The sequence below is a fragment of the Nocardiopsis halotolerans DSM 44410 genome, from assembly GCF_000341065.1.
Taxonomy (GTDB): domain Bacteria; phylum Actinomycetota; class Actinomycetes; order Streptosporangiales; family Streptosporangiaceae; genus Nocardiopsis; species Nocardiopsis halotolerans.
Genome location: NZ_ANAX01000345.1, coordinates 1 through 20,494, shown reverse-complemented (window position 1 = coordinate 20,494; position 20,494 = coordinate 1). Strand labels below are relative to the sequence as shown.

The window sequence follows — 20,494 nt, the reverse complement described above, 5'->3', positions numbered from 1 at the left end:
ACGCCTCCCTTCGACCAGGTTCGCACATGTGATGGACGAGTATGGCCCCTCCCCGGTGTGGACGCGACCGTGATGGTTGCGCGAGGGCCGCGCCTGCGCGAAGGTGGCGCTATGCGGACACGGATCCTGGAGCTGCACACCGGCGGATCGGAGAGCATCACCGACATCACCCGGCAGTGCGGCGACTTCGTCGCCGAGACCGGCGGCGACGGACTACTCAACGTCTTCGTCCCACACGCCACGGCGGGCGTGGCGATCATCGAACTCGGGGCGGGGTCCGACGACGACCTCCTCGCCTCCCTGGACGACCTGTTGCCCGCCGACGACCGATGGCGGCACAAGCACGGCTCGCGGGGTCACGGAAGGTCGCACGTGATGCCCGCCTTCGTCGCCCCCCAGACCACCGTTCCGGTGATCGACGGAGGACTGGAACTGGGAACATGGCAGTCCATCGCCGTCGTCGACCTGAACGTGGACAATCCCGACCGGCGTGTGCGCCTGTCCTTCCTGTGACCGGAAAAGTGAGAACAGGTTTGGCAGCGCGTTGACGGAACATGCCGCTAGCGTGTGGACTAGGCCATCAGCGATGGTCAGCGAACCCACGTGACGGGCGCGGAAATGGCCCGGCATCGTTGTGACAACTGCTTCGTGCAGGCAAGATTGACAGAAACCATCTGTGGAGGAGAACTTTCGTGAGCGCGACCGCGGGCCAGGCACAGAGCGAACGTGGCTTGGCTGACCGACTCGGATTCAAGCCGGGTCAGGTGGTGCAGGAATTCAGCTTCGACGACGACGTCGACGAGGGCCTGCGCGCATCCATCACCGAACTCACCGGTGAGGAACTGGTCGACGAGGACTACGACGGAGACGTCGACGCGGCACTGCTGTGGTGGCGGTCCGACGAGGAGGAGGACCTCACCGACGCGCTGATGGACACCGTGACCACCATCGCCGACGGTGGAACCATTCTGGTGCTGACGCCCAAGGCGGGACGTGAGCTGCACGTGTCGCCCAACGAGGTCGCCGAGGCCGCGACGACGTCGGGCCTCTCCCAGACCAGTGCGGTCAGCATCGGCGCCGACTGGTCGGGTACGCGCCTGGTCGTTCCCAAGCGGTGACTGACACCACACCCGGTGCCGCGCGTCCCAGTGGAGGACGCGCGGCGCTGAGCGGCGCCGTCGCACCCGACTTCACCCTTCAGGACCAGTACGGTCAGGACGTCTCCCTGGCCGCTCTGCGGGGCCGTCCGGTCCTCCTGGTCTTCTACCCGTTGGCCTTCTCCGGGGTGTGCTCGGGGGAACTCGCCGACCTGGGTAAGCGCCACTCCGAGTTCGACGCCACCGTCCTGGCGGTGTCGGTGGACTCGGTCTTCGCCCTGCGCACCTGGTCGGACCGCGAGGGCTTCCCGTTCCCCCTGCTGTCGGACTTCTGGCCGCACGGCGGCGTGGCCGACGCCTACGGGGTCTTCGACCCCGTGCGGGGTACCGCGCGGCGGGGCACGTTCCTGATCGACGCCGAGGGGATCGTGCGCTGGTCTACCCTCACGGGGATCGCCGAACCCCGGGACGTGGACGAGTACCTGAGGCGGCTGCGGGAGCTGGCCTGAGAAGTCCAGGCGCGACGATCACCGCAAAGCGGTATGATCTCGTCCGACGCACGGGCGCGTAGCTCAGTTGGTTAGAGCAATTGCCTTACAAGCAATAGGTCAGGGGTTCGAGTCCCTTCGCGCCCACGTGATGCGGGCTGCTGCTCGGGGGCCTACGGTCGCCTCGCGGCAGCCCGCGATGTCTTTCGGGGAGACGACCCCCGAGCCCCCCGATGTGAGGCTTCGCCCCACGTACTCGGGACGATCCTGTTCGGGGGCCTTCGGCGCCGCCTCGCTGGGTCGTCCTTCGTGTTTCCCGGGGGGAGACCCCCGTGCCCCCCGAGGCACCCCCTGCGGCTGAGGTCGCGCAGACCGGTGAGGTGGGCGGGGCACCCTCGCACAACGCGGGGCTTCGCCCCACGGGTCGTGGTCGGCCTGCCCAGGGCCCGCTCCGGACGTCCTCCCGGCCCCCTGGCCGAGCCAGGGGGACCGGGAGGGTCGGTGACCGACGGTGGCGGTCGGGAGCTCCTCCGACCCCGGGGGTTTCAGCGCCGCAGTGTCAGCACGGCGGGACGGTAGGGCAGGAGGCCGTAGTCGCCGCCCGAGTCGGGGGAGCGTCCCTGGTAGAGGAACCGCATGTCGCAGGCGTTGACGGTCATGGTCTGGTCGGGGTTGGTACGGATCAGCTCACCGTGACTGATGTCGTCGGTCCAGGTGGCGCCGCTGTTGGCCTGACCGGCGAAGGGATTGCCTTCGGTGGCGGCCTGCGGTGTCCACGCGCCGTCCAGGCTGGTGGCCGTGAACGAGCGGAAGTAGCGGTCTCCTTGCGCGCCGATCGCTTCGACGAGCATGAGGTACCGGTCCTCGCCCTCGACTTTGTAGACCTGGACCGCTTCGAAAAGGTTGTTGGTGCTGTCGGACATGACGACCGTCGAGGTCGAGCCGAAGCTGCCCGGGAAGTCGCCGATGGGCATACTGGCCCGGTAGATCCTGCCGTTGTCCCCGGCGAAGAACAGGTACATGTGCGTGTCGTCGCCTATGAGCGCCTGGTCGATGGGTCCTGTGGAGGAGTCGGTGATACTTCCGTCGAAGAGCGTCCGCGCCGACGACCAGCTGTTCACGTCGGTGGGATCGGTCGACGTCCGGTAGGAGAAGGCGGGTCCGCCCCATTGGTAGGCGAGCACCCAGACGTCCCTGGGGGCGAAGTGGAAGAGCGTGGGCGCGACGGCGGAGAAGGGCATCGGGTTCTGGGCGGCCGAGGCCATGTCGGACCAGTCGTCGAAGAGGCCGAAGTTCATCGATCCCCATGACGTTCCCGTGTCATGGGTCGTCGCATAGACGAGATTCCGACCGTTGTAGGGGGCGTGGGTGAAGTCCTTGAGCGATGCCCATCCCGGCCTCGGCTGCGCCAGCGGGCCGGTCGACGTCCAGTCGTACGTCGACGGAAGCGCGCACGTGTCGTCCGTCCCCCCGTCGTCGACGCGGACGAGTCGCCACTGCTGGTTGTCGCCGCCCCAGTCGTCGTACTGCACGACGTCGGCGCCGTCGGCGTGGGAGCCGCCCTGTACCTCCACGGCCTTGCCACTGTGCCGGTTGACCAACCGGACGTGTCCGTCGGGCGAGTCCTCCAGCCGGAACTGCTGGTTGGCCTGGTCGTAGTCGGTCCACTGGACGATGCTGGCGCCGTTGGCGGTCGACCAGTCGTGGACGTCCAGCACCCTGCCCGAGATCCGTGACCGCAACCGGTAGTAACCGTCGCCGGAGTCGACGAACCGCCACTGCTGCTGGTACTGGTCGTTCCGGGTCCACTGGGTGATCCGCGCGCCGTCGTCGGTGGCCCGGTTGTACACGTCCAACGCCTTGCCGCTTTCGCGGTTCACCAGCACGTACCACGCGTTGGTGTCGACCGTCGCCGCCGCGGCGGGCGTCGGCACCGTCACGGCACCGGCACCGCCGACCACCATGACCATCACGCCGGCGACGAGGATCCGCAGTAACCACCCCCGCGGCCGTGGGGGTGACGCGATCAGGGACCTACTCAACGTGGACACCGTCCTTCCTCCAGGACCCGGAGCCGCGCATGGTCCGCACGGGAGGGGACATCGCGCTTCCTGGTCCTTCGCTCGGGAATGTTAGCGTTAACATTTCTTCGGGGACTCCGCCACGTGCCCGGACCGAGCACCGGTGCGCGGATCCAGCCGGAAAAGTCGGGGGCGCCGTCGCCCTTGCCGTCGAATCTGAGCGGTAACACTCCGGAAGTCAAGCCGTAACTTTCATAAACATTCCGAAAAGATGGGGTCCACCATCCGCTGGCATGCCAGAGTGCCTGGTGGGGCCGCTGGACCGCTGAGTCCACGTACGGGTTCGCGGGCTCTGTGCGCGCTGAGGCCCAACCTGCTTGCTTGGGTCCGAAGTGCCTGTTTGTGCACGTTTCTTCATTTTTGTCATGGTGTCGCGAGAGGTGTGTCGCTGATTCCGCCCGTCCAGGAGGCGGCCGGGCTCGCCCCGGGGGTGCGAGCTCCTCGGCGGGCGGTGCGGGGCCGTGGCCGGTTCGCTCGCGGGCCCACCGGCCCAAGGTGCTCCCGCGCTCGTGCGCGACCGCGCTCCCCGGGCCGTCGCGTCGCCGCTGAGGCATTCCAAGCGGTTGCATGCTTTGAGGTACTCGGTTCCGAATTCGGCACCGAACGCCAACGAAAGCGCAGGCCACAGGAATGCCGGATCACTTGAGGGTCTGACCTTCTTACAAACGGTTGCATTAACCCCCTTGACATGGAAAGCGCTTTCTTTACTCTCGGGTGTGAGAGCACGTCAGTGTTCGACCCCCCACCAGGAGAGGCAAGCAGTGAGACGATCAACCATGCGCCGGCTCGTGCCGTCGCTGGCCGNGCGGCCGGTCTGACGACCCTGCCGATGTCCCCGGCGTCGGCGCAGACCGGTGAGGCCACGGGTTACGCCACCCAGAACGGCGGAACCACCGGCGGCGCGGGCGGAGAGACGGTACGGGCCACGACCGGGACCGAGATCCACGAGGCCCTGTGCAACCGGGCCAGCGCCAGCACCCCGATCATCATCGAGGTGGAAGGAACCATCAACCACGGCAACACCTCCAAGGTGTCGGGCGACAGCTGTGACACCGCCGACGACGTGATCGAGCTCAAGAGGATCAGCAACGTCACGATCGTCGGTACCGGCGGCGGAGCCGTGTTCGACCAGCTGGGCATCCACGTCCGGGAGTCCAGCAACATCATCATCCAGAACGTGACCGTCCGGAACGTCAAGAAGTCCGGCTCTCCCACGTCCAACGGCGGTGACGCCATCGGCATGGAGAGCGACGTCCGCAACGTCTGGGTCGACCACGTCACCCTGGAGGCGTCGGGCGGGGAGTCGGAGGGCTACGACGGCCTCTTCGACATGAAGAACAACACCCAGTACGTCACCCTCTCCCACAGCATCCTGCGCAACTCCGGCCGCGGCGGCCTGGTCGGATCCAGCGAGAGCGACCGCTCGAACGGCTACGTCACGTACCACCACAACCGGTTCGAGAACCTCGACTCGCGTGCGCCCCTCCTGCGCGGCGGCATAGGGCACATGTACAGCAACCACTACGTCGGGATCGAGAAGTCCGGCATCAACTCCCGTGCCGGGGCCCGCGCGAAGGTGGAGAACAACTACTTCGAGGACTCCAAGGACGTCCTGGGCACCTTCTACACCGACGAGAGGGGCACCTGGGAGGTCAGCGGCAACATCTTCGACAACGTGACCTGGTCCAGCGAGGGCGACGAGAACTACCCCGCCGGCCCCGACCCGCAGTCCACCACCTCGGTGAGCATTCCGTACTCCTACGAGCTCGACGACGCCGGCTGCGTGCCGGGGGTGCTCGACCAGATCGCGGGCGCGGGCAAGGGCAACCGTGTCTCGGACGGCAACTGCGAGGCGGAGGAGCCGACCGATCCGCCGACCGACCCGGAGCCGGAGCCGACCGACCCGCCGACCGACCCGGAGCCGGAGCCGACGGACCCGCCCGACGGAACCAACCTCAGCCTCGGGGCCGGCGCCGACGGCTCCAGCAAGGCCAGCGGGACCAGCTACGGGAACGTCGTCGACGGTGACATGGGCACCTACTGGTCGCCGGACGGCTCGACCGGTCGCATCTCGGTCAAGTGGGACTCCAACGCCACGGTGTCCGCGATCAACGTCCGCGAGGCGGCCGGAGCCGAGGGCAACATCGGCTCCTGGCGGGTCGTCGACCACGACAGCGGTGCCGTCCTGGCCACCGGCAGCGGTGCGGGTGCCATCACCTTCGACTCGACGACGCTTCGGAAGATCGACTTCGTGATCACCAGTTCGAACGGCACGCCGCGCGTCGCCGAGTTCGAGACCTACGCCGGATAACCGCCGGAAGGCGGACGACACCCCCCGCGTCCGCCCCGACGAAGCTCACCCCGGTGAGAGCCCTGGCGGCACGGCCCGCCAGGGCTTCCCCCTGCACAGAGGCCGGACCGGGGAATCCGCGAAGCGGGCCCCGAGGGCACCGAACCGGGCTGTGGTCGGTCCGCCCACGGACCACCCCGTGGTGCCCTCCGGGGAACGGGCCCCGGCGCGCCGTCCCGGCGCGCGCTCCATGGCGGGACCTCCATCGCTCGGACGTGTCACGGGGGCGCCGTACCCTCCTGACGAGAAGCCGTGAGACCAGCCTCGCCCCGAGCCCGTCAGGAAGAGCCCCCGTGAAGTTCCACCGTCCCGGACGTCCCGACGACCTTCCTCCGCCCCGCGTGCTGTGGGCCCACGGCGTGGCCCTGGCCGCCATGGGCGCCACACAGCGGCGCAGCCTCCTGTCGTTCGAGGGCCGGGCCCTGCTCTACGACGACGGGGGCGGGAACACCTGGCGCCTGGCGTGGGCTGAGGGGGACAGGGCCGTCCTGGTCGGTTACGACCACGAGTTCAGCGAGACCCTCGACTACGTGTCACGCCCCTTCGACCTCCTCCAGGACGCCCCGGTGTGGCTGCCCTGGAGCTGGGTCACCGAACTGGAGGCCGCCGAACGCGTCGCGTTCGTCTACTGGTGGGACGGTGCGTGGGCGCGCACGCCCTACCCCGACGACCTGGACGACGACGGCCTGGAAGCGATCCTGTCCAGGACGTCCTCCGTGGACGGCACGGTGGAACAGATGCTGGACTGTCTCCTGTCCGACCGATCGCGTGGGGAGGAGCTCCGACTCCGGGACGCGGCGAGGGAGACGGCCCGGAACGTGGTGCTGGACGCGGAGTCCGGCGCGCTCGACGGTACACGGGTGGAGGAACTCCTCGACCTCGTGGAGGCCACGGAACCCGACGTGGAGGCCGTTCTGGCGGTCGCCCGGGACGGCGGGCTACTACCCGGGGCGGAGCGTCCCACGATGAGTGCGGGGCGGAGCAGACCCGAGCGGCCCCGGCCCGCGGCCCTCGGCGAGCCCGGGTGGGGACTGCTGGTCGGCGACGCCATGCGCCGGGGACGGGAGGCGGAGCGCCCGGCCCCCGCGCCGAGCCGGGCCCTGGACGACGTCGCGGACTGGATCCGGGACAACGCCCTCGACGCGGGAACGAGCACCACGCTCACCCACGGCGTCACCGGCGGCTGGAGGATCACCAAGGAGTCGGGCGAGGAGGTCCTCGGGGGCGTGGGGCTGGGTCCCCTGTTGCGCACCCTCCGGGACGTCGAGGCCCATCCCGAGCACGGCCGGTGGTTCTTCCTCAGAGTGGTCGTCACGGCCGAGACGGTCGAGGTCGAGCGGGCCTACGACCACTGGCCGCGCTGGCACGCTCCGAGTGATCCCATGGGCGGTCGTGTCTGGTCCCAGACGGTCATGGAGGAGCTGCGCGGGCGTGAACCGCGCTGGCGGCCGGACTGGGCCCACCTGGCCTCGGAGGAGACCCGGCGGACCGGGCCCGTGCCCGCTGTGCGACCGGGCGGGACACCGAGCGTTCCCCCGGCCCCGCTGTCCCGGGAGGAACAGCAGCGACTCCTGGTCGACGTCGGTCAGGAGCTCCTGAGGGCTGTGGGCGAGGACTGGCACGAGATCCGCCTGTCCTACCGTGCCGTGGTCGGATACACGAGCGTGGACCTGCGGGAGGTCGACGAGTCCGGCGCGGAGACGTCACCGCGTGTCCCCTCCCCGGTGCGCCGCATGCTGTCCAGGCTGCGGGAGGGCATGTACGCGCCGAAGCAGGGCACGTGGTTCGGCGTCGAGTACGTCGTCGAGCGACCCGGCCGCTTCCGCGCCCGCTACGACTACGACACCGAACCCGCCTTCGGCCTCGCTCCCAGGGACTTCGACTACGCCCTGGACGCCCTCTACTTCCCCCGCGACGCGGAGTACGTCCCCGCGTGGCTCCGCCGCAGGTTCGGTTGGGAGTCACAGGAGCCGCAGGTGTGACCGGAGGAGACAATCGGCCGGTGCCATTTCTCCTTTCCCGTTCGACCGGCTCCGCTTGACAGTTTTCCGCCGCGCGGCATAAATTGCCTTCCGTGTCGCGCGGCGCCGTAGCGATGACGTACGGGCGGGCGGCACCCGATCTCGAGGAGTTGATGCCGCCATGACGTGCTTCCAGGCCCTCCTCTAGAGCCTTCTTCCCCCACGCCCTCCGCGGCCGGTCCGTTCCCACGACCCCCGTGGGGCCGCGTGTTCCCCACGGTTTCCTCCAGCCGCCCCGGCGGCGGCCGACGATGACCGCGTCCGTACGCCGGTCCACCTTGCACCCCTCGGTCGTGTCCGTGACCCGCCCCGGGGATTCTCCCGATCGGGCGTTTTCCGTGTGTCCATTCCACGGGCCGCCGTACGTGTATTCAGCATGCGAGAAAACAGGAAAGGAAAAACGCCATTCCCACAACCGCGACGACCACCCGTGTACCGGCCACCGCGGAGGAGCGCGCCGCCCTGCGCGAACTCCTCACCTCGGGAACGCTCTTCTCCGCCACCCTGCCGGAGGACACGGGCACCGAGCCCCTGCTCCCGCACACCGGCGGCGTCCCCTGCGACTGGATCGACGCCGACCGGTCGGGGATCGACCGGGGCGCGCTCGTGTACGTGCACGGGGGCGGCTTCGAGCACACCCACCCCGGAACGGAGCGGATTCTGGCCCAGCGCCTGTCCCGGGCCACCGGACGCCCCGCGCTGCGCGTCGACTACCGGCTCTCCCCGAAACACCCCTTCCCCGCGCCGGTCGAGGACGTGGTGGCCGTCTACCGGTCCCTGCTCGACCAGGGGGTGCCCGCGTCACGGGTCATCCTGGCCGGGGAGTCGGCGGGCGCCACCCTGCTGCTGTCGGCGCTCCTGGTCCTCAAGGAGGAGGGAACCCCGCTCCCGGCCGGAGCGGTCCCGGTCTCGGCGCTGACCGACCTCACCCTCTCCGGCCCCTCGCTCACCGCGAACGAGGACCGGGACCTGGTCGGCGGTGCGATCATGGAGCACATCCTGCCCCGGTACCTGGCGGGGGCCGCCCCCGACCGGGCGCCGCAGTCACCCCTCCACGGCGACCTGCGCGGCCTGCCGCCGCTGCTCCTCCCCGTCGGCGGCGACGAGCTGTTCCTGGACGACGCGCGGCGGTTCGCCGAGGCCGCCGCGACGGCGGGGGTCGACGCCTCCGTCGACCTGTACGAGGGCATGCCGCACGTCTTCCACCTCGCGGGGATCGTCGAGGACCCGCCGCCGACCGGGCGGACGTTCCTCAGCCGCCTGCGGGAGTGGGCCGACCGCCTCGGCTGACCCGGGACCGTGCCTCCGCGTGAAGGCCGTGCCCCCACGGGGCCGTGCCCGTGCACGGAGAACGCCCGGCCGGAATCCAGCGGATTCCGTCCGGGCGTTCTCGTCAGGTGTTCTCCTGCCCCACGGGGGACCCGTCGGTCAGAGCCGCGACGCGGCGTCCTCCCCGTCCCCCACCGGATCCGCGGCCGCGGCCGCGTCCCCCTTCACGGACCCGTGGGCGAGCCCCTCACCCTCGATGTCGACCGGGGGCAGCAGCCCGCCCAACCACCGGGGCAGCCACCAGGCCGCGCGGCCGAACAGCGACATCAGCGCCGGGACCAGCGTCATCCGCACCAGGAAGGCGTCCACCAGCACACCCACCGCCAGGGCGAACGCGATCGGCTTGATCATCTCGTCGTGGCCGAACACGAACGACCCGAACACCGACACCATGATCACCGCGGCCACGGTGACCACACGTGCCCCCTGACGGAAGCCCGTGACCACGGCCTCCCGCGCGTCGGCCCCGTGGGTGAACTCCTCCCGCATCCGTGAGACGAGGAAGACCTCGTAGTCGATGGCCAGACCGAAGAGCACGCCCAGCAGCAGGATGGGCAGGAAGGCCAGCAGCGTCGGGGCGCTCTCCACGCCCAGCAGCTCCGCGCCGTGACCCTGCTGGAAGACGGCCACGGTCAGACCCAGCGCCGCGCCCGCACTGAGGACGAACCCCAGGGCGGCCTTCAGCGGCACCAGCACCGACCGGAAGACCAGCATCATCAGGACCAGCGCCAGCCCCACGACGATGGCCAGGAACAGCGGCAGCGCCTCGTTGAGCCGTTCGGAGACGTCGATCGCCGCCGCGGTCGCCCCGGTGACCGAGATGACCGCTCCGGTGTCGGCCTCCATCGCGCCGCGTTCGTCGCGGATGTCGTGCAGCAGGTCCTCGGTCGCCGTGCTCGACGGCCCCTCCTCCGGCAGCACCGTGATGATCGCGGTGTCCCCGGAACCGTTGTAGGCGGGAGGATGGACCTCCTCCACGCCCTCGACCCCCTCCACGCGCTCGGCGATCCCCTCGGCCGCGGCCTCGCGGTCGGAGGAGTCGCGCAGGTCGGCCACCAGCAGCAGCGGCGAGGCGTACCCGGGACCGAACTCCTCACTGATGACCTCGTAGGCCTGTCGCTGGGTGGTGTCCTCGGCGGCCGTGGAGTCGTTGGGCAGCCCCAGACGCAGGTCCGTCGCCGGAAGCGTGGCCGCTCCCAGGGCCAGCACCACCGCGACCACGGGCAGCACCGGGTGGCGCACCAGCCACCGGGCCCACCTGCTGCTCAGCGTCTCCTTCGCGGTCAGTGAGGCCTCCGAGCGGCGGCCCAGGACCGGGATCCGCAGGGCGCCGACCCGGTCACCCAGGAACCCGAGCAGGGCGGGCAGCAGGGTGATCGCCCCCAGTACGGCGGTGAACACCGTCACCGAGGCGACCACGCCCATGACACCGAGGAAGGGCACGCCCACCACGTTCAGACCCACCAGGGCGATCATCACCGTGACCCCGGCGAACACCACGGCGCTGCCCGCGGTGCCGATCGCCCGCGCGGTCGACTCCTGCGGGTCCATGCCCTCGGCGAGCTGCTGGCGGTGGCGGGACAGGACGAACAGCGAGTAGTCGATGCCCACGGCGATGCCGAGCATCACCGCCAGGATGGGCGCCGTGCTGCTCAGCTCCAGCACGGAGGCCAGGGAGAAGACGGAGGCCATGCCCAGACCCACACCGGCCAGGGCGATGAGGATCGGCATCCCGGCCAGGACCAGGGCCCCGAAGTTGAGGATCAGCACGATCAGGGCCACGACCACGCCCAGGATCTCCCCGACACCCATGACCGGGACTCCCATGGACAGCGACTGACCGCTGTACTCCACCGTCAGCCCGGCGTCACGGGCCTCGTCACCGCTGTCCAGGATCGCGTCGACCGTCTCCTGGTCGACATCGCTGTCGGGCTCCTCCAGCTGCACCTGGAGCAGCGATGCCCGCTGATCGTCGGAGAACAGCGGAATCTGTTCGAGGGCCGCCGCCCTGTCGAAGCCGGGGCTCTCCGCCGCGACCCGCTCCGAGGCCTGCTCCTGCGCCTGGGCGATGAGCGCGTCCCGGCCGGGAGCGCCCTCGGGCACCTGCCCCTCGACCTCCTGACGGGCCAGGTCGCGGGCTTCCTGCTCGGCTTCGGCGATGGCGGCGTCGTGGGCGTCACGCGCCTCGGAGAGCAGCGCGAACGGGTTGGTGACGCCCTCCACGCCCTCGACGTCCCCGAGTTCCTCGGCGGTGGCGTTGACGGCCTCCCGGTACTCCTCCGAAGCCGTCAGGTCCTCTCCCTCCGGCGCCCGCACCACGACGGTGACCGTGCCGCCGCCGCGTTCGGGGAAGCGCTCGGCGAGCATGTCCGCGGCTTCCTGTGACTCCGTGCCGGGGATCTCGAAGGTGTCGCTCATGGGCGCGCGGAAGGCGAACGCCGCCGTGGCGGCGACCGCGATCAGCGCCAGCCACGCCCCGAGCACCCACCACCGTCTGCGGTAGGAGAAGGATCCGATCCGGTACAACAGTGTCGCCATACTCCGCCTCTTCCGTGCCTCACCGGCCTTGCGAAACCCCGACCGGGCGTGGGGATCCGCTGACCACGGCTCCAGGCCATCGGGCGCGGATGAGGAAGACCTGCGAGGAGGATGAGAATCGGATGGGAACCCGCCCGTCGGCGTGAGGCCTTCGTCACCGGCGGGGGCGGCTCCGCGCGGCGGGAAGGTCAGCGTCACGGTCGTGCCCTCCTCGACCGTCGAACGCAGGCGGGCGTCGCCCCCGTGCGCGGCCATGACCGCGCTGACGATGGACAGGCCCAGCCCGCTGCCCTCGCGCTCGTGCGCGGCCGGATCACGGTAGAAGCGGTCGAACACGAAGGCCGCCGACTCGGGGCCGATGCCCGGACCCGAGTCGGAGACCTCCAGCACGGCCCGCCCGTCGACCCGTTCCAGGCGCACGACCGCGTCGCTGTCGGGCGGGGTGTGGGTGAGCACGTTGGCCAGGACGTTGGCGAGGGCTTGGTGCAGGGAGTCCCGGTCCCCGGTGACCAGGCACTCGTCCCGGATCTCGGTGCGGATGAGACGGTCGGGAGCGGCGGCGCGCGCGTCGGACACGCAGTCGCGCACCAGCTCCGCCAGGGGGACGACCGACGGCCGGGCCGAGGGGACGGCCTCGGCGCGCTCGTTGAGCCGCGACAGGTAGAGCAGGTTCTCCACCAGGCGCGACATGCGTTCGGCCTCCGCCTGCGCCCGGGGGATCACGTCCGGCCGCTCCTCCAGGGTGACCATGCCCCCGGCGAGCATCTGGAGGTACCCGCGCACCACCGTCAGGGGCGTGCGCAACTCGTGTGAGGCGTCCGCGGCGAAGCGGCGCATGCGCTCCTCGGAGTCCGTCCTCGACCGGATCGCCGACTGGAGGTGCGCCAGCATACGGTTGATCGACACGGTCAGACGCCCGGTCTCGGTGCGGGCCCGGTGCGGGTCCACCGGGACCCGGCGGTCCGTGTCGCCGTCGGCGATCGCCTCGGCCGTGTCCACCACGTCCCCCAGCGGGCGCAGCCCCCAGCGCAGCACGGAGGAGGCGACGGAGCCGCACACGCCCAGGAGCAGCACGGAGGTCACGGTGCCGGTCAGGACCAGGCGGCCGACGGCCTCCTCCACCGGTTCCAGGGGCAGGGCCACCACCAGGCGCGCCGAGTGGCGGGGCAGCTCCAGGTACGTGATCCGGTAGGGGGTGCCCTCGTGTTCGACGGTCGTCGGGGTGCCGTTCTCCACCCGCCCGGCGACCGCGTCCAGCAGTGAGGAGTCGAACGTGGGGTCCCGGTGGTCGACGGAGGGGGAGTCGACCTCGACGAAGAGCTCCCGGGGCGCGCTCACCTCGCCGATCAGCGCGTCGAGGTCGTCGGTGAAGATCGAGTCCTGCTGGGCGCGGACGAACTCGGCGATGAGCTCCAGCTGCCCGTCCAGCCGGTCGGTCAGGTAGGAGCGCAGGGTGAGGGCGCCCACGGAGACCACGATCGCCAGGGCCAGGGTGGTGATCGCCATCAGCAGGGCGATCAGTCTGGCGCGCAGGGTCACGGCGCGGACCTCCACCCGGCCGGGCGGCGCGCGATCACGACCGCTCCCCGCCGCCGCGCATGGTGTAGCCGAAGCCCCGGTGCGTGTGGATGAGGTTGGGACCCACCGCGTTGAGCTTGCGCCGCAGGTAGCGGATGTAGGTGTCGACGATGTTGGAGCTGCCGCTGTAGTCCATGCTCCACACGTGGTCGATGATCTGCTCCCGCGAGAGCACCCGGTCGGCGTTCTCCATGAGGTACCGCAGGAGCTCGTACTCGGTACGCGAGAGGTGCATCGGTTCCCCGGCGCGGCGGACCTCGAACAGGTCCTGGTCCAGTTCGACGTCGTCCACGCGCAGGACGCGGTGCGCCGGGTGCTCCTCGTCCTCGGGGCGGGGCCGCAGGCGGCGCAGGACGGCGCGGACGCGGGCGACCAGCTCGTCCATCTCGAACGGCTTGGTGATGTAGTCGTCGCCCCCGTAGGTGAGCCCGGCGATGCGGTCACCGGGCGCGTCGCGCGCGGTCAGGAAGACGATGCCGGTCTCGGGCCTGCTGGCCCGGACCTCCTGGCACAGGGTGTAGCCGTCCCCGTCGGGCAGCATGACGTCGACGACGAGGAGGTCGGGGTCGTGGTCGGCCACCGCGCGGCGCGCCCGCTCCAGTGACGTCGCCGTCACGACGTGGAAACCGTGGAACCCCAGGACCGTGGCGACGAGGTCGACGATGTTGGGCGCGTCGTCCACCACGAGGATGGTGTGCTTGCTCATCGGACCCCATCGAACCAGGACAAGATGAGAGATCCCTGAGAGACACACCCGCCGAGTTGGGTGTCCCGGTGTCGGCAGTCGGGTGAGGGATCCGGTGCCCTTGTCCGGTCCCTGTGGGAATTTTCCCGGTTTCCCTTCCACGCCGGGCCTGGCGGCTCTATCTTCGGGGCCGACACGGTTGGTCGGGAACCGGCGGGAGGACGCGGGGAGCGCATGGCGGTGCTGGAGACGGCGGTGGTGACGACGGCCAAGACGGTCGCGACGAAGGCGGGCCGCGTGTGGCTCGCGCGGAGGGCGGCGGAGGCCGACCGCGGCAGGGATCTGACGGAGTTGATCCGGGTCAGTTTCCGCGACGCCGTCGCGCGGAGGAGGGTCGAGCACCAGATCGAGGGGATCGCTCTCGCGGTGATGGAGCGGTTGCAGCCGTTGTGTGAACACGAGCTGCGCGGCCTCACCGAGGCGGACAAGGCCGCCGTGCTCGCGGAGGTCACGGAGGTGCTGGAGGAGGCGGACCTGACGGACGCCGCCCTGTTCGAGGCCGACGCCGACCCGGTGGTCCTGGCTCGGGACGTGCGTTCGCGGATGCGACGGGGAGATCCGCGCTTCGAGCTGGGTGAGGCCGGGGCGCGGCTGTTCGACGTGCTGCTGGCGGAGTGCTGCGACGACCTGGTCCGCATCGTGATCGAGCTGCCCCAGTTCGAACCGCGTGCGGCCGTCGAGGTCCTGGGTCGCCTGTCGGGGCTGTCCGAGCAGGTCTCGACCGTCCTCGCCCGGATACCGCCCCGCTCGCTGGACGCCCCGGAGGGCGTTGACGACGACGAGGAGTTCGGGCGCCGCTACGCCGACCACGTCAGCCGGGTCCTGGACCACGTGGAGCTGTTCGGAGTCCAGGTGCGGCGCTACCGTCCGCAGACCTCGCTGAGCGTGGCCTACATCAGCCTGAGTGTGTCCGCCGAACGCAGGGAGGGCGCGGGGGACGCCGATCGCCGCATGGGCCACCTGTCGATGACGGGGGAGCGCTGGCACACGGAGGACCGCGTCTCCGCCACCATGCGGGTGGAGGCGGCGCTGGGCGACCGGCGGCGCACGCTGATCCGGGGCGAGGCCGGTTCGGGCAAGAGCACGTTGCTGCGGTGGCTGGCGATCACGGCCGTACGGCGGGGTTTCGGCTCCGAGCTGCACGAGTGGAACGGGTGTACGCCCTTCCTCGTCAAGCTGCGCAGCCACGCCGACGGGGAGCTGCCCAGACCCGAGCACTTCCTGGACGGGACGGCGGACGCGCTCACCGGCCTCATGCCCAGGGGCTGGGTGCACCGCCGTCTCAGGTCCGGGAAGGCGCTGCTGCTCGTGGACGGGGTCGACGAGCTGTCCACGACCCAGCGGCGGAAAGTACCCGGATGGCTGCGTGACCTGCTGGTGGCCTTCCCCGGGGTGCGGGTGGTCGTCACCAGCCGCCCGGCCGCCGCCAGCGCTCGTTGGCTGAAGGGGGAGGGGTTCACCACCGCCCATCTGGAACCCATGAGCCCGGACGACCTACGGGAGTTGATCCGGCAGTGGCACCAGGCGATCGCGGACTCTCCCGGATTGCCGTGTGCGGTGGAGGAGCTACCCGGGTACGAGAACTCCCTTCTCGCGCGGCTGGAGGGTGCGCCACACCTGCGTGCCCTGGCCGCGACACCGCTGCTGGCCGCGATGCTGTGTGCTCTGAACCTGGACCACGCCACCCGTCTGCCGCGTGACCGCATGGGGTTGTACGCGGCGACGCTGGAGATGCTGCTGGATCGCAGGGACGGTGAACGCGGTGTTCCCGCCTTCCGTGACGTGGATCTGGACTACGCGCAGAAGTCGCGCCTCTTGCAGGACCTGGCCTGGCGGTTGTCGGTTTCCTCCCGGTCCGAGCTGCCCAAACCGGTGGTGCTGCGCGAGATCGAGGACCGGCTGGCCACGATGCCCCGGGTGGATGACACGGCCGAGATCGTCACCGAGCACCTGCTCCAGCGCAGCGGTGTGCTGCGGGAACCGGTCGAGGGCCGGGTGGACTTCGTGCACCGCACCGTGCAGGAGTACCTGACCGCCAAGCAGGCGATCTACGACCACGACGTCGAGTACCTGGTCGAGCAGGCGCACAAACCCGGCTGGCGGGAGACGGTCGTCATGGCGGTCGGGCACGCCAACGGGCCGCAGTTGGCGGAACTGTTGGGCGGAATCCTGAGTCGGGCGCAGGAGGAGATTCGGCACGCCCGCTATCTGAAGCTGCTGGCCGCAGCCTGCCTGGAGACCGCCTCGACGGTGCCGGTGGAGCTGCGGGGGCAGATCCACGCCTGTGTCGATGATGTGGTCCCGCCTCGGGATATGGCGACGGCGCGTTCGCTGTCCACGGCGGGCGAGGCGGTGCTGGACCGCCTTCCGACGAGTCTGGACGGGCTCACGGAGGCGCAGGCGAGGGCTACGGTGCACACTGCAGCACTCATCAACGGTCCCCGGGCGCTGGACCTGCTCACCGGATACCGCCAGGATGATCGGCCCAGGGTCCAGCATGGCTTGCAGCGTGATTGGGCTTACTTCGACCCAGGAGAGTACGCGCGGCGCGTACTAGACGACGCTCCGCTGAGGGATGGTCGACTCCTCGTCGAGGCTCCGAACCAGCTTGATGCATTAGCCCGTTTGGGAGGCCTCCGCAGGCTTCGGCAATTGTGGGTACACGTGCCTGATTTGGAGGACCTTTCCTTCCTCGCTGGCCTGCCTCCGTTGTACGGAATCTCTCTCATGCGAAACCAGGCCACGGACCTTGGTCCACTACGTCACCATGCTGGGACACTACGAGAATTCCATACAAATTTCGACCGCGAGGTTGACCCAGAGGTGTTCACCGGGTTCCGGGAAATGCGCGAACTCAGTGTGGGCTTCACCGGCCTGGATGATATTTCTTTTATTAGCCGTATGCCTCAGCTGGATGAACTGTGGTTGCGTTGTTTGGACGATGTGACGGACTTCGATCCGCTCATGTCCCAACGTCAGCTCGTGCAACTCTGGCTTATCGACTGTCAGAACCTGGCGAGTGTAGAACAGCTTCCTCTCACGGGTCAGATCGCCGGGCTGGGGTTGCTGAATCCCCGACTGGACGGTGGCCTGGTCGAAGTGGTGGCGAGAGCACCAGGCATCACCACTCTGAATCTCTCGGACTGTCCGTGGGTCACGGATCTCGAACCACTGTCCGCATTGCAATTGCGTGAATTGTATATCAGAGATCTTCCCCGGGTGCAGGACCTGAGCCCCCTCTCCTTGCAGCACGAGCTTCAGCGGCTCGACCTGAGAGGCCTGCTGGTAGAGGATCTGGCTTCCCTGGGGGAACTCGAACTGTCAGAGCTCTATCTGGATGGTTGCAAGAACCTCTCCTCCTTGACACCGCTGGCCGCCAACAGTCACCTTCGTTCGCTTTGGCTTGTCGATGCCAGGCCAGGGCTGGATCTGATGCCGGTTGCGGACAACGCCAATCTCACGATCCGCATTCGGGCGGGTCAGGACGTGCGCAACCGGGATGCGGTCAAGGGGCGCATCATCGAAGAACCTCACAAGGAACCCCACAGCCCATGACAACTGTGCTCTCCGAAGCCCAGGCGCGGGGCTCGGATGACCAGGGCATCGGGATGCTCCCCGTATCCGGATGTCCGGAGTATCCCAACTAGGATGGATGGGCGCCGAAGCGAGGGAGGACGATGGCCCGGCTCACCAGGGCGGAGCGACAGGCCCGCAACCGGGCCCGCGTGCTGTCCGCGGCCAGGGACGAGTTCGCCGAACACGGCTTCCGTGACGCCAAGGTCGACCGCATCGCCGAACGCGCCGACCTCACCCGGGGCGCGGTCTACTCCAACTTCCCCGGCAAGCGCGCCCTGTACTTCTCGGTCCTGGCCGACACCGCCGAGCACGCCGCCGAGGGGCCGCGCCCCGAACCCGGGCGCACCGCGCACACCGCCCTGAGCGCGCTCGCCCACGCCTGGGCCTCCCGACTCCCCGTCACCGGCGAGCCCCTGCGGACCGGTGCCGGGCTCACCCCCGAGGTCCTCGCCGACGAACCGACCCGCAACGCCTTCGCCCAGCTCATGCGGTTGAACGCGGTCCTGCTCAGCCTGTCCCTGGAAGCACTGGAACCGCCGCCCGAGCCGGGCGGACGCCGGACGCGCGTGGCCGAGACCGTGCTCACCACCCTGTACGGAGCCGGTCAGATGGCCGACGTCGCCCCCGGCTTCGTGGATCCCTTCAACGTCGTCCGCGCCTGTGAGCGGTTGGCCGACCTGGACCTGGCGGACGTCTGGCGGCCGCCCCACCTCCCGCACGTCTCCCCGGCCCGGTCCGCCGACGAGGACTGGTCGCCTCCGGAGGCCTTCGACGCCGTCCGCCGACGGGCCGTGTCCCTCGCCGAGGACGGGATCGTGGCCGTCCTGGGCACGCACCGCCTCGAAGCGGCCGAGGAGGCGCTGCGTTCCGCGCCCGCCGGGGCCGCCGTGACCGTCGTGGTGGTCACCGGTGACCCGGACGAACTGACCCCGCTGGCGCGACTGGCCGTGGCCGACCTGTGCGGCTGCCTACGCCAGGCCTTCCCGGAGTACGCCTGGCCGCGCCTGCGCGTGGTCTTCGACGAGTCCGGCGAGATCGCCGCCGCCGTGGGTGTGCCCGTGGTGGACGATACGACCGAGACCGCCGTCCGCGTCGCCGACGGGCGGATCACCGCCCGCTCCGACGCCCGAGGCGCCGGGCACGCCGTCGCCTCCGCCGACCTGTCCACGGCCCGCCGATAGCCAGACCTGGAACCGGAAAACGGAGTCGGGAACAGAAGCGCTCCCACGACGGCCAGAGGTCCTCCACCAGTCGGATCCCATCACCGTGGCCTCCCTCTCCGAGGGGAGGTCCCAGCGATCGGGAACCCGCTGCCCACGGGGCTCGAAGCCCGCCCCGCCCGTCATTCGGGGGAGTCCTCCTCCGGAGCCCGGTCGCCCGACGCGCGCAGCGCACGCGCCTCCCGCGGACCCGTGCCCGCGGCCCGGAGCCGGGCGGCCTCGGCGGGACCGAACCCGGCCATCGTCCAGGCGGCGACCTCCTCCCGGGGCACGCCCGCGTCCCACCACTCGCACAGGAACTCCAGGGCGTCGCGGCCGTTCCCGCCCAGCCCCGCGCCCTCCCGGGGTGAGAACCCGATCACCCGGTACACCCTCGCCCGCACCGGATCCACCCCGGCGCGGGCCCACGGCACGGCGTCGGCACCGTCCCACCCCGCGTCCAGGTAGGCGCGCGCGGTGGCCGCCGGTACCCCCGCCGAGAGCAGTGCGTCCATGCTCTGGGCCTGTTCCTCGCTCAGGTCGGGACCGGTGATCCGCCGCGCGGGCAACAACCCCCGCAACGGCCGACGCGGTCGGGGGCGCTCACCGGCCAGGTGCCGCTCGGCCGCCTCGGAGGCGGAGTAGCCCAGTTCGTGCCAGCGCACGGCGTCCCGAGGGGTCATCCCCGCCCGGAGCATGGGCCGGACCGTGTACGGGCTCAGTCCGGCCGCGCGCCACTCCTGGGCGGGGCCGGGCCGGTACACGCCGCTGGCGCGCCAGCGCTCGGCCTCCGCCAGCCGGAATCCGGCGTCGATCCAGCGGAGGGCCTCGACCACGGTGAAACCGTGCGCGGTCCACCGGTGCAGGCCCTCGGGGTCGGGCTCGTGGTCGTCGAAGGCGATGCTCATGGTTCCTCACCTCTCGGGTCTGTCGCACGGGGGAGGACGGACGCCCTCCGACCCTCCGACACGTGTGCGGGCAGGGCGAGGTGACGCGTGGCGCGTGCGTCCTCGCTGGTGGGGGAGCGGCCCACCCCTCAGGAGTCAACGTAGGTTGACTCTCCGCAAAAGTCAACAGAAGTTGACGATCGGGGGAGGGTCACCCCGCTCGGGCGCGCTGGGGCGTGGGTTCGAACCGCTGGTCCGGCGCGGTCGTCGCTTTGCGGCTCGCGCCCGGCAGGGGATACCTTGAATAATCCGGATGTTCAGATCATCTGGCCGGGGGCGACCCCGCCGATCCACCCGGGTGCTGCCCGCGTGAGGAGAACGTTTCTAGTGACACGCACCGGTGCCAGCGGGCCCCTGCTCAAGTGCTCGTTCTGCGGCAAGGACCAGAGCCAGGTCCGCAGGCTCATCGCCGGGCCCGGCCACATCTGTATCTGCGACGAGTGCGTCGGCCTGTGCAACGAGATCATGGAGGAGGAGGACTTCGCCCTCCCCACGGGATCCGACGACGACGCCCTGCCCAAGCCGCGGGAGATCTACGAGTTCCT

At 70.1% G+C, this 20,494-nt stretch carries 13 protein-coding genes and 1 tRNA gene; 10 read left to right on the top strand and 4 right to left on the bottom strand.

Features of this window, described 5'->3' with window-relative positions:
• Positions 1-111 precede the first annotated feature (111 nt).
• The 4 genes from D455_RS0125455 to D455_RS0125440 all read left to right on the top strand — a co-directional run bounded on the left by D455_RS0125455 (position 112) and on the right by D455_RS0125440 (position 1,732).
• Positions 112-513 carry a secondary thiamine-phosphate synthase enzyme YjbQ gene (locus D455_RS0125455; RefSeq protein ID WP_017573487.1) on the top strand — a complete coding sequence of 134 codons (402 nt, stop codon included), beginning with the start codon at positions 112-114 and terminating at the stop codon, positions 511-513.
• Between the two features lie 179 nt (positions 514-692).
• A complete protein-coding gene (locus D455_RS0125450; RefSeq protein ID WP_017573486.1) occupies positions 693-1,118 on the top strand; it encodes a DUF3052 domain-containing protein in 426 nt (141 codons plus the stop codon).
• Positions 1,115-1,606, top strand: coding sequence for a peroxiredoxin (locus tag D455_RS0125445; protein WP_017573485.1), 492 nt, complete (start codon positions 1,115-1,117; stop codon positions 1,604-1,606). Before D455_RS0125450 ends, D455_RS0125445 begins: the two co-directional genes overlap by 4 nt.
• A gap of 52 nt (positions 1,607-1,658) precedes the next feature.
• Positions 1,659-1,732, top strand: a tRNA-Val gene (locus D455_RS0125440).
• A gap of 398 nt (positions 1,733-2,130) precedes the next feature.
• Here D455_RS0125440 and D455_RS0125435 read toward each other — a convergent pair.
• Positions 2,131-3,555, bottom strand: a complete 1,425-nt coding sequence (locus D455_RS0125435; protein WP_017573484.1) for a non-reducing end alpha-L-arabinofuranosidase family hydrolase — start codon at positions 3,553-3,555, stop codon at positions 2,131-2,133.
• A gap of 940 nt (positions 3,556-4,495) precedes the next feature.
• Here D455_RS0125435 and D455_RS0125430 point away from each other — a divergent pair.
• The 3 genes from D455_RS0125430 to D455_RS31690 all read left to right on the top strand — a co-directional run bounded on the left by D455_RS0125430 (position 4,496) and on the right by D455_RS31690 (position 9,327).
• Positions 4,496-5,977, top strand: a complete 1,482-nt coding sequence (locus D455_RS0125430) for a pectate lyase family protein (RefSeq protein WP_017573483.1) — start codon at positions 4,496-4,498, stop codon at positions 5,975-5,977.
• Between the two features lie 332 nt (positions 5,978-6,309).
• On the top strand, positions 6,310-7,998 hold the full coding sequence (locus tag D455_RS0125425) for a hypothetical protein (protein ID WP_017573482.1): 1,689 nt from the start codon (positions 6,310-6,312) through the stop codon (positions 7,996-7,998).
• Between the two features lie 501 nt (positions 7,999-8,499).
• On the top strand, positions 8,500-9,327 hold the full coding sequence (locus D455_RS31690) for an alpha/beta hydrolase fold domain-containing protein (protein ID WP_083922444.1): 828 nt from the start codon (positions 8,500-8,502) through the stop codon (positions 9,325-9,327).
• 138 nt (positions 9,328-9,465) lie between these two features.
• On the opposite strand, the gene D455_RS32340 is transcribed toward D455_RS31690, so the two are convergent.
• Positions 9,466-13,443, bottom strand: coding sequence for an MMPL family transporter (locus D455_RS32340; RefSeq protein ID WP_241480376.1), 3,978 nt, complete (start codon positions 13,441-13,443; stop codon positions 9,466-9,468).
• A 34-nt stretch (positions 13,444-13,477) separates the two neighbouring features.
• A complete protein-coding gene (locus D455_RS0125410) occupies positions 13,478-14,188 on the bottom strand; it encodes a response regulator transcription factor (protein ID WP_017573479.1) in 711 nt (236 codons plus the stop codon).
• A 213-nt stretch (positions 14,189-14,401) separates the two neighbouring features.
• Between D455_RS0125410 and D455_RS31680 the strand changes: the two genes are divergently transcribed.
• Positions 14,402-17,782: an NACHT domain-containing protein gene (locus D455_RS31680; protein ID WP_017573478.1), complete on the top strand. Its 3,381-nt coding sequence runs from the start codon at positions 14,402-14,404 to the stop codon at positions 17,780-17,782.
• Between the two features lie 122 nt (positions 17,783-17,904).
• Positions 17,905-18,984 carry a TetR/AcrR family transcriptional regulator gene (locus tag D455_RS0125400; protein WP_017573477.1) on the top strand — a complete coding sequence of 360 codons (1,080 nt, stop codon included), beginning with the start codon at positions 17,905-17,907 and terminating at the stop codon, positions 18,982-18,984.
• Positions 18,985-19,145: 161 nt separating this feature from the next.
• Here the strand turns inward: D455_RS0125400 and D455_RS0125395 are convergent, their stop codons facing one another.
• Entirely contained in the window at positions 19,146-19,910 is a 765-nt protein-coding gene (locus tag D455_RS0125395; protein WP_017573476.1) for a hypothetical protein, read from the bottom strand.
• Positions 19,911-20,276: 366 nt separating this feature from the next.
• On the opposite strand from D455_RS0125395, the gene D455_RS31675 reads away from it, so the two are divergent.
• Positions 20,277-20,494, top strand: a 218-nt coding sequence (locus D455_RS31675; RefSeq protein WP_040685126.1) for a ClpX C4-type zinc finger protein, incomplete at its 3' end; no start/stop codon positions are given.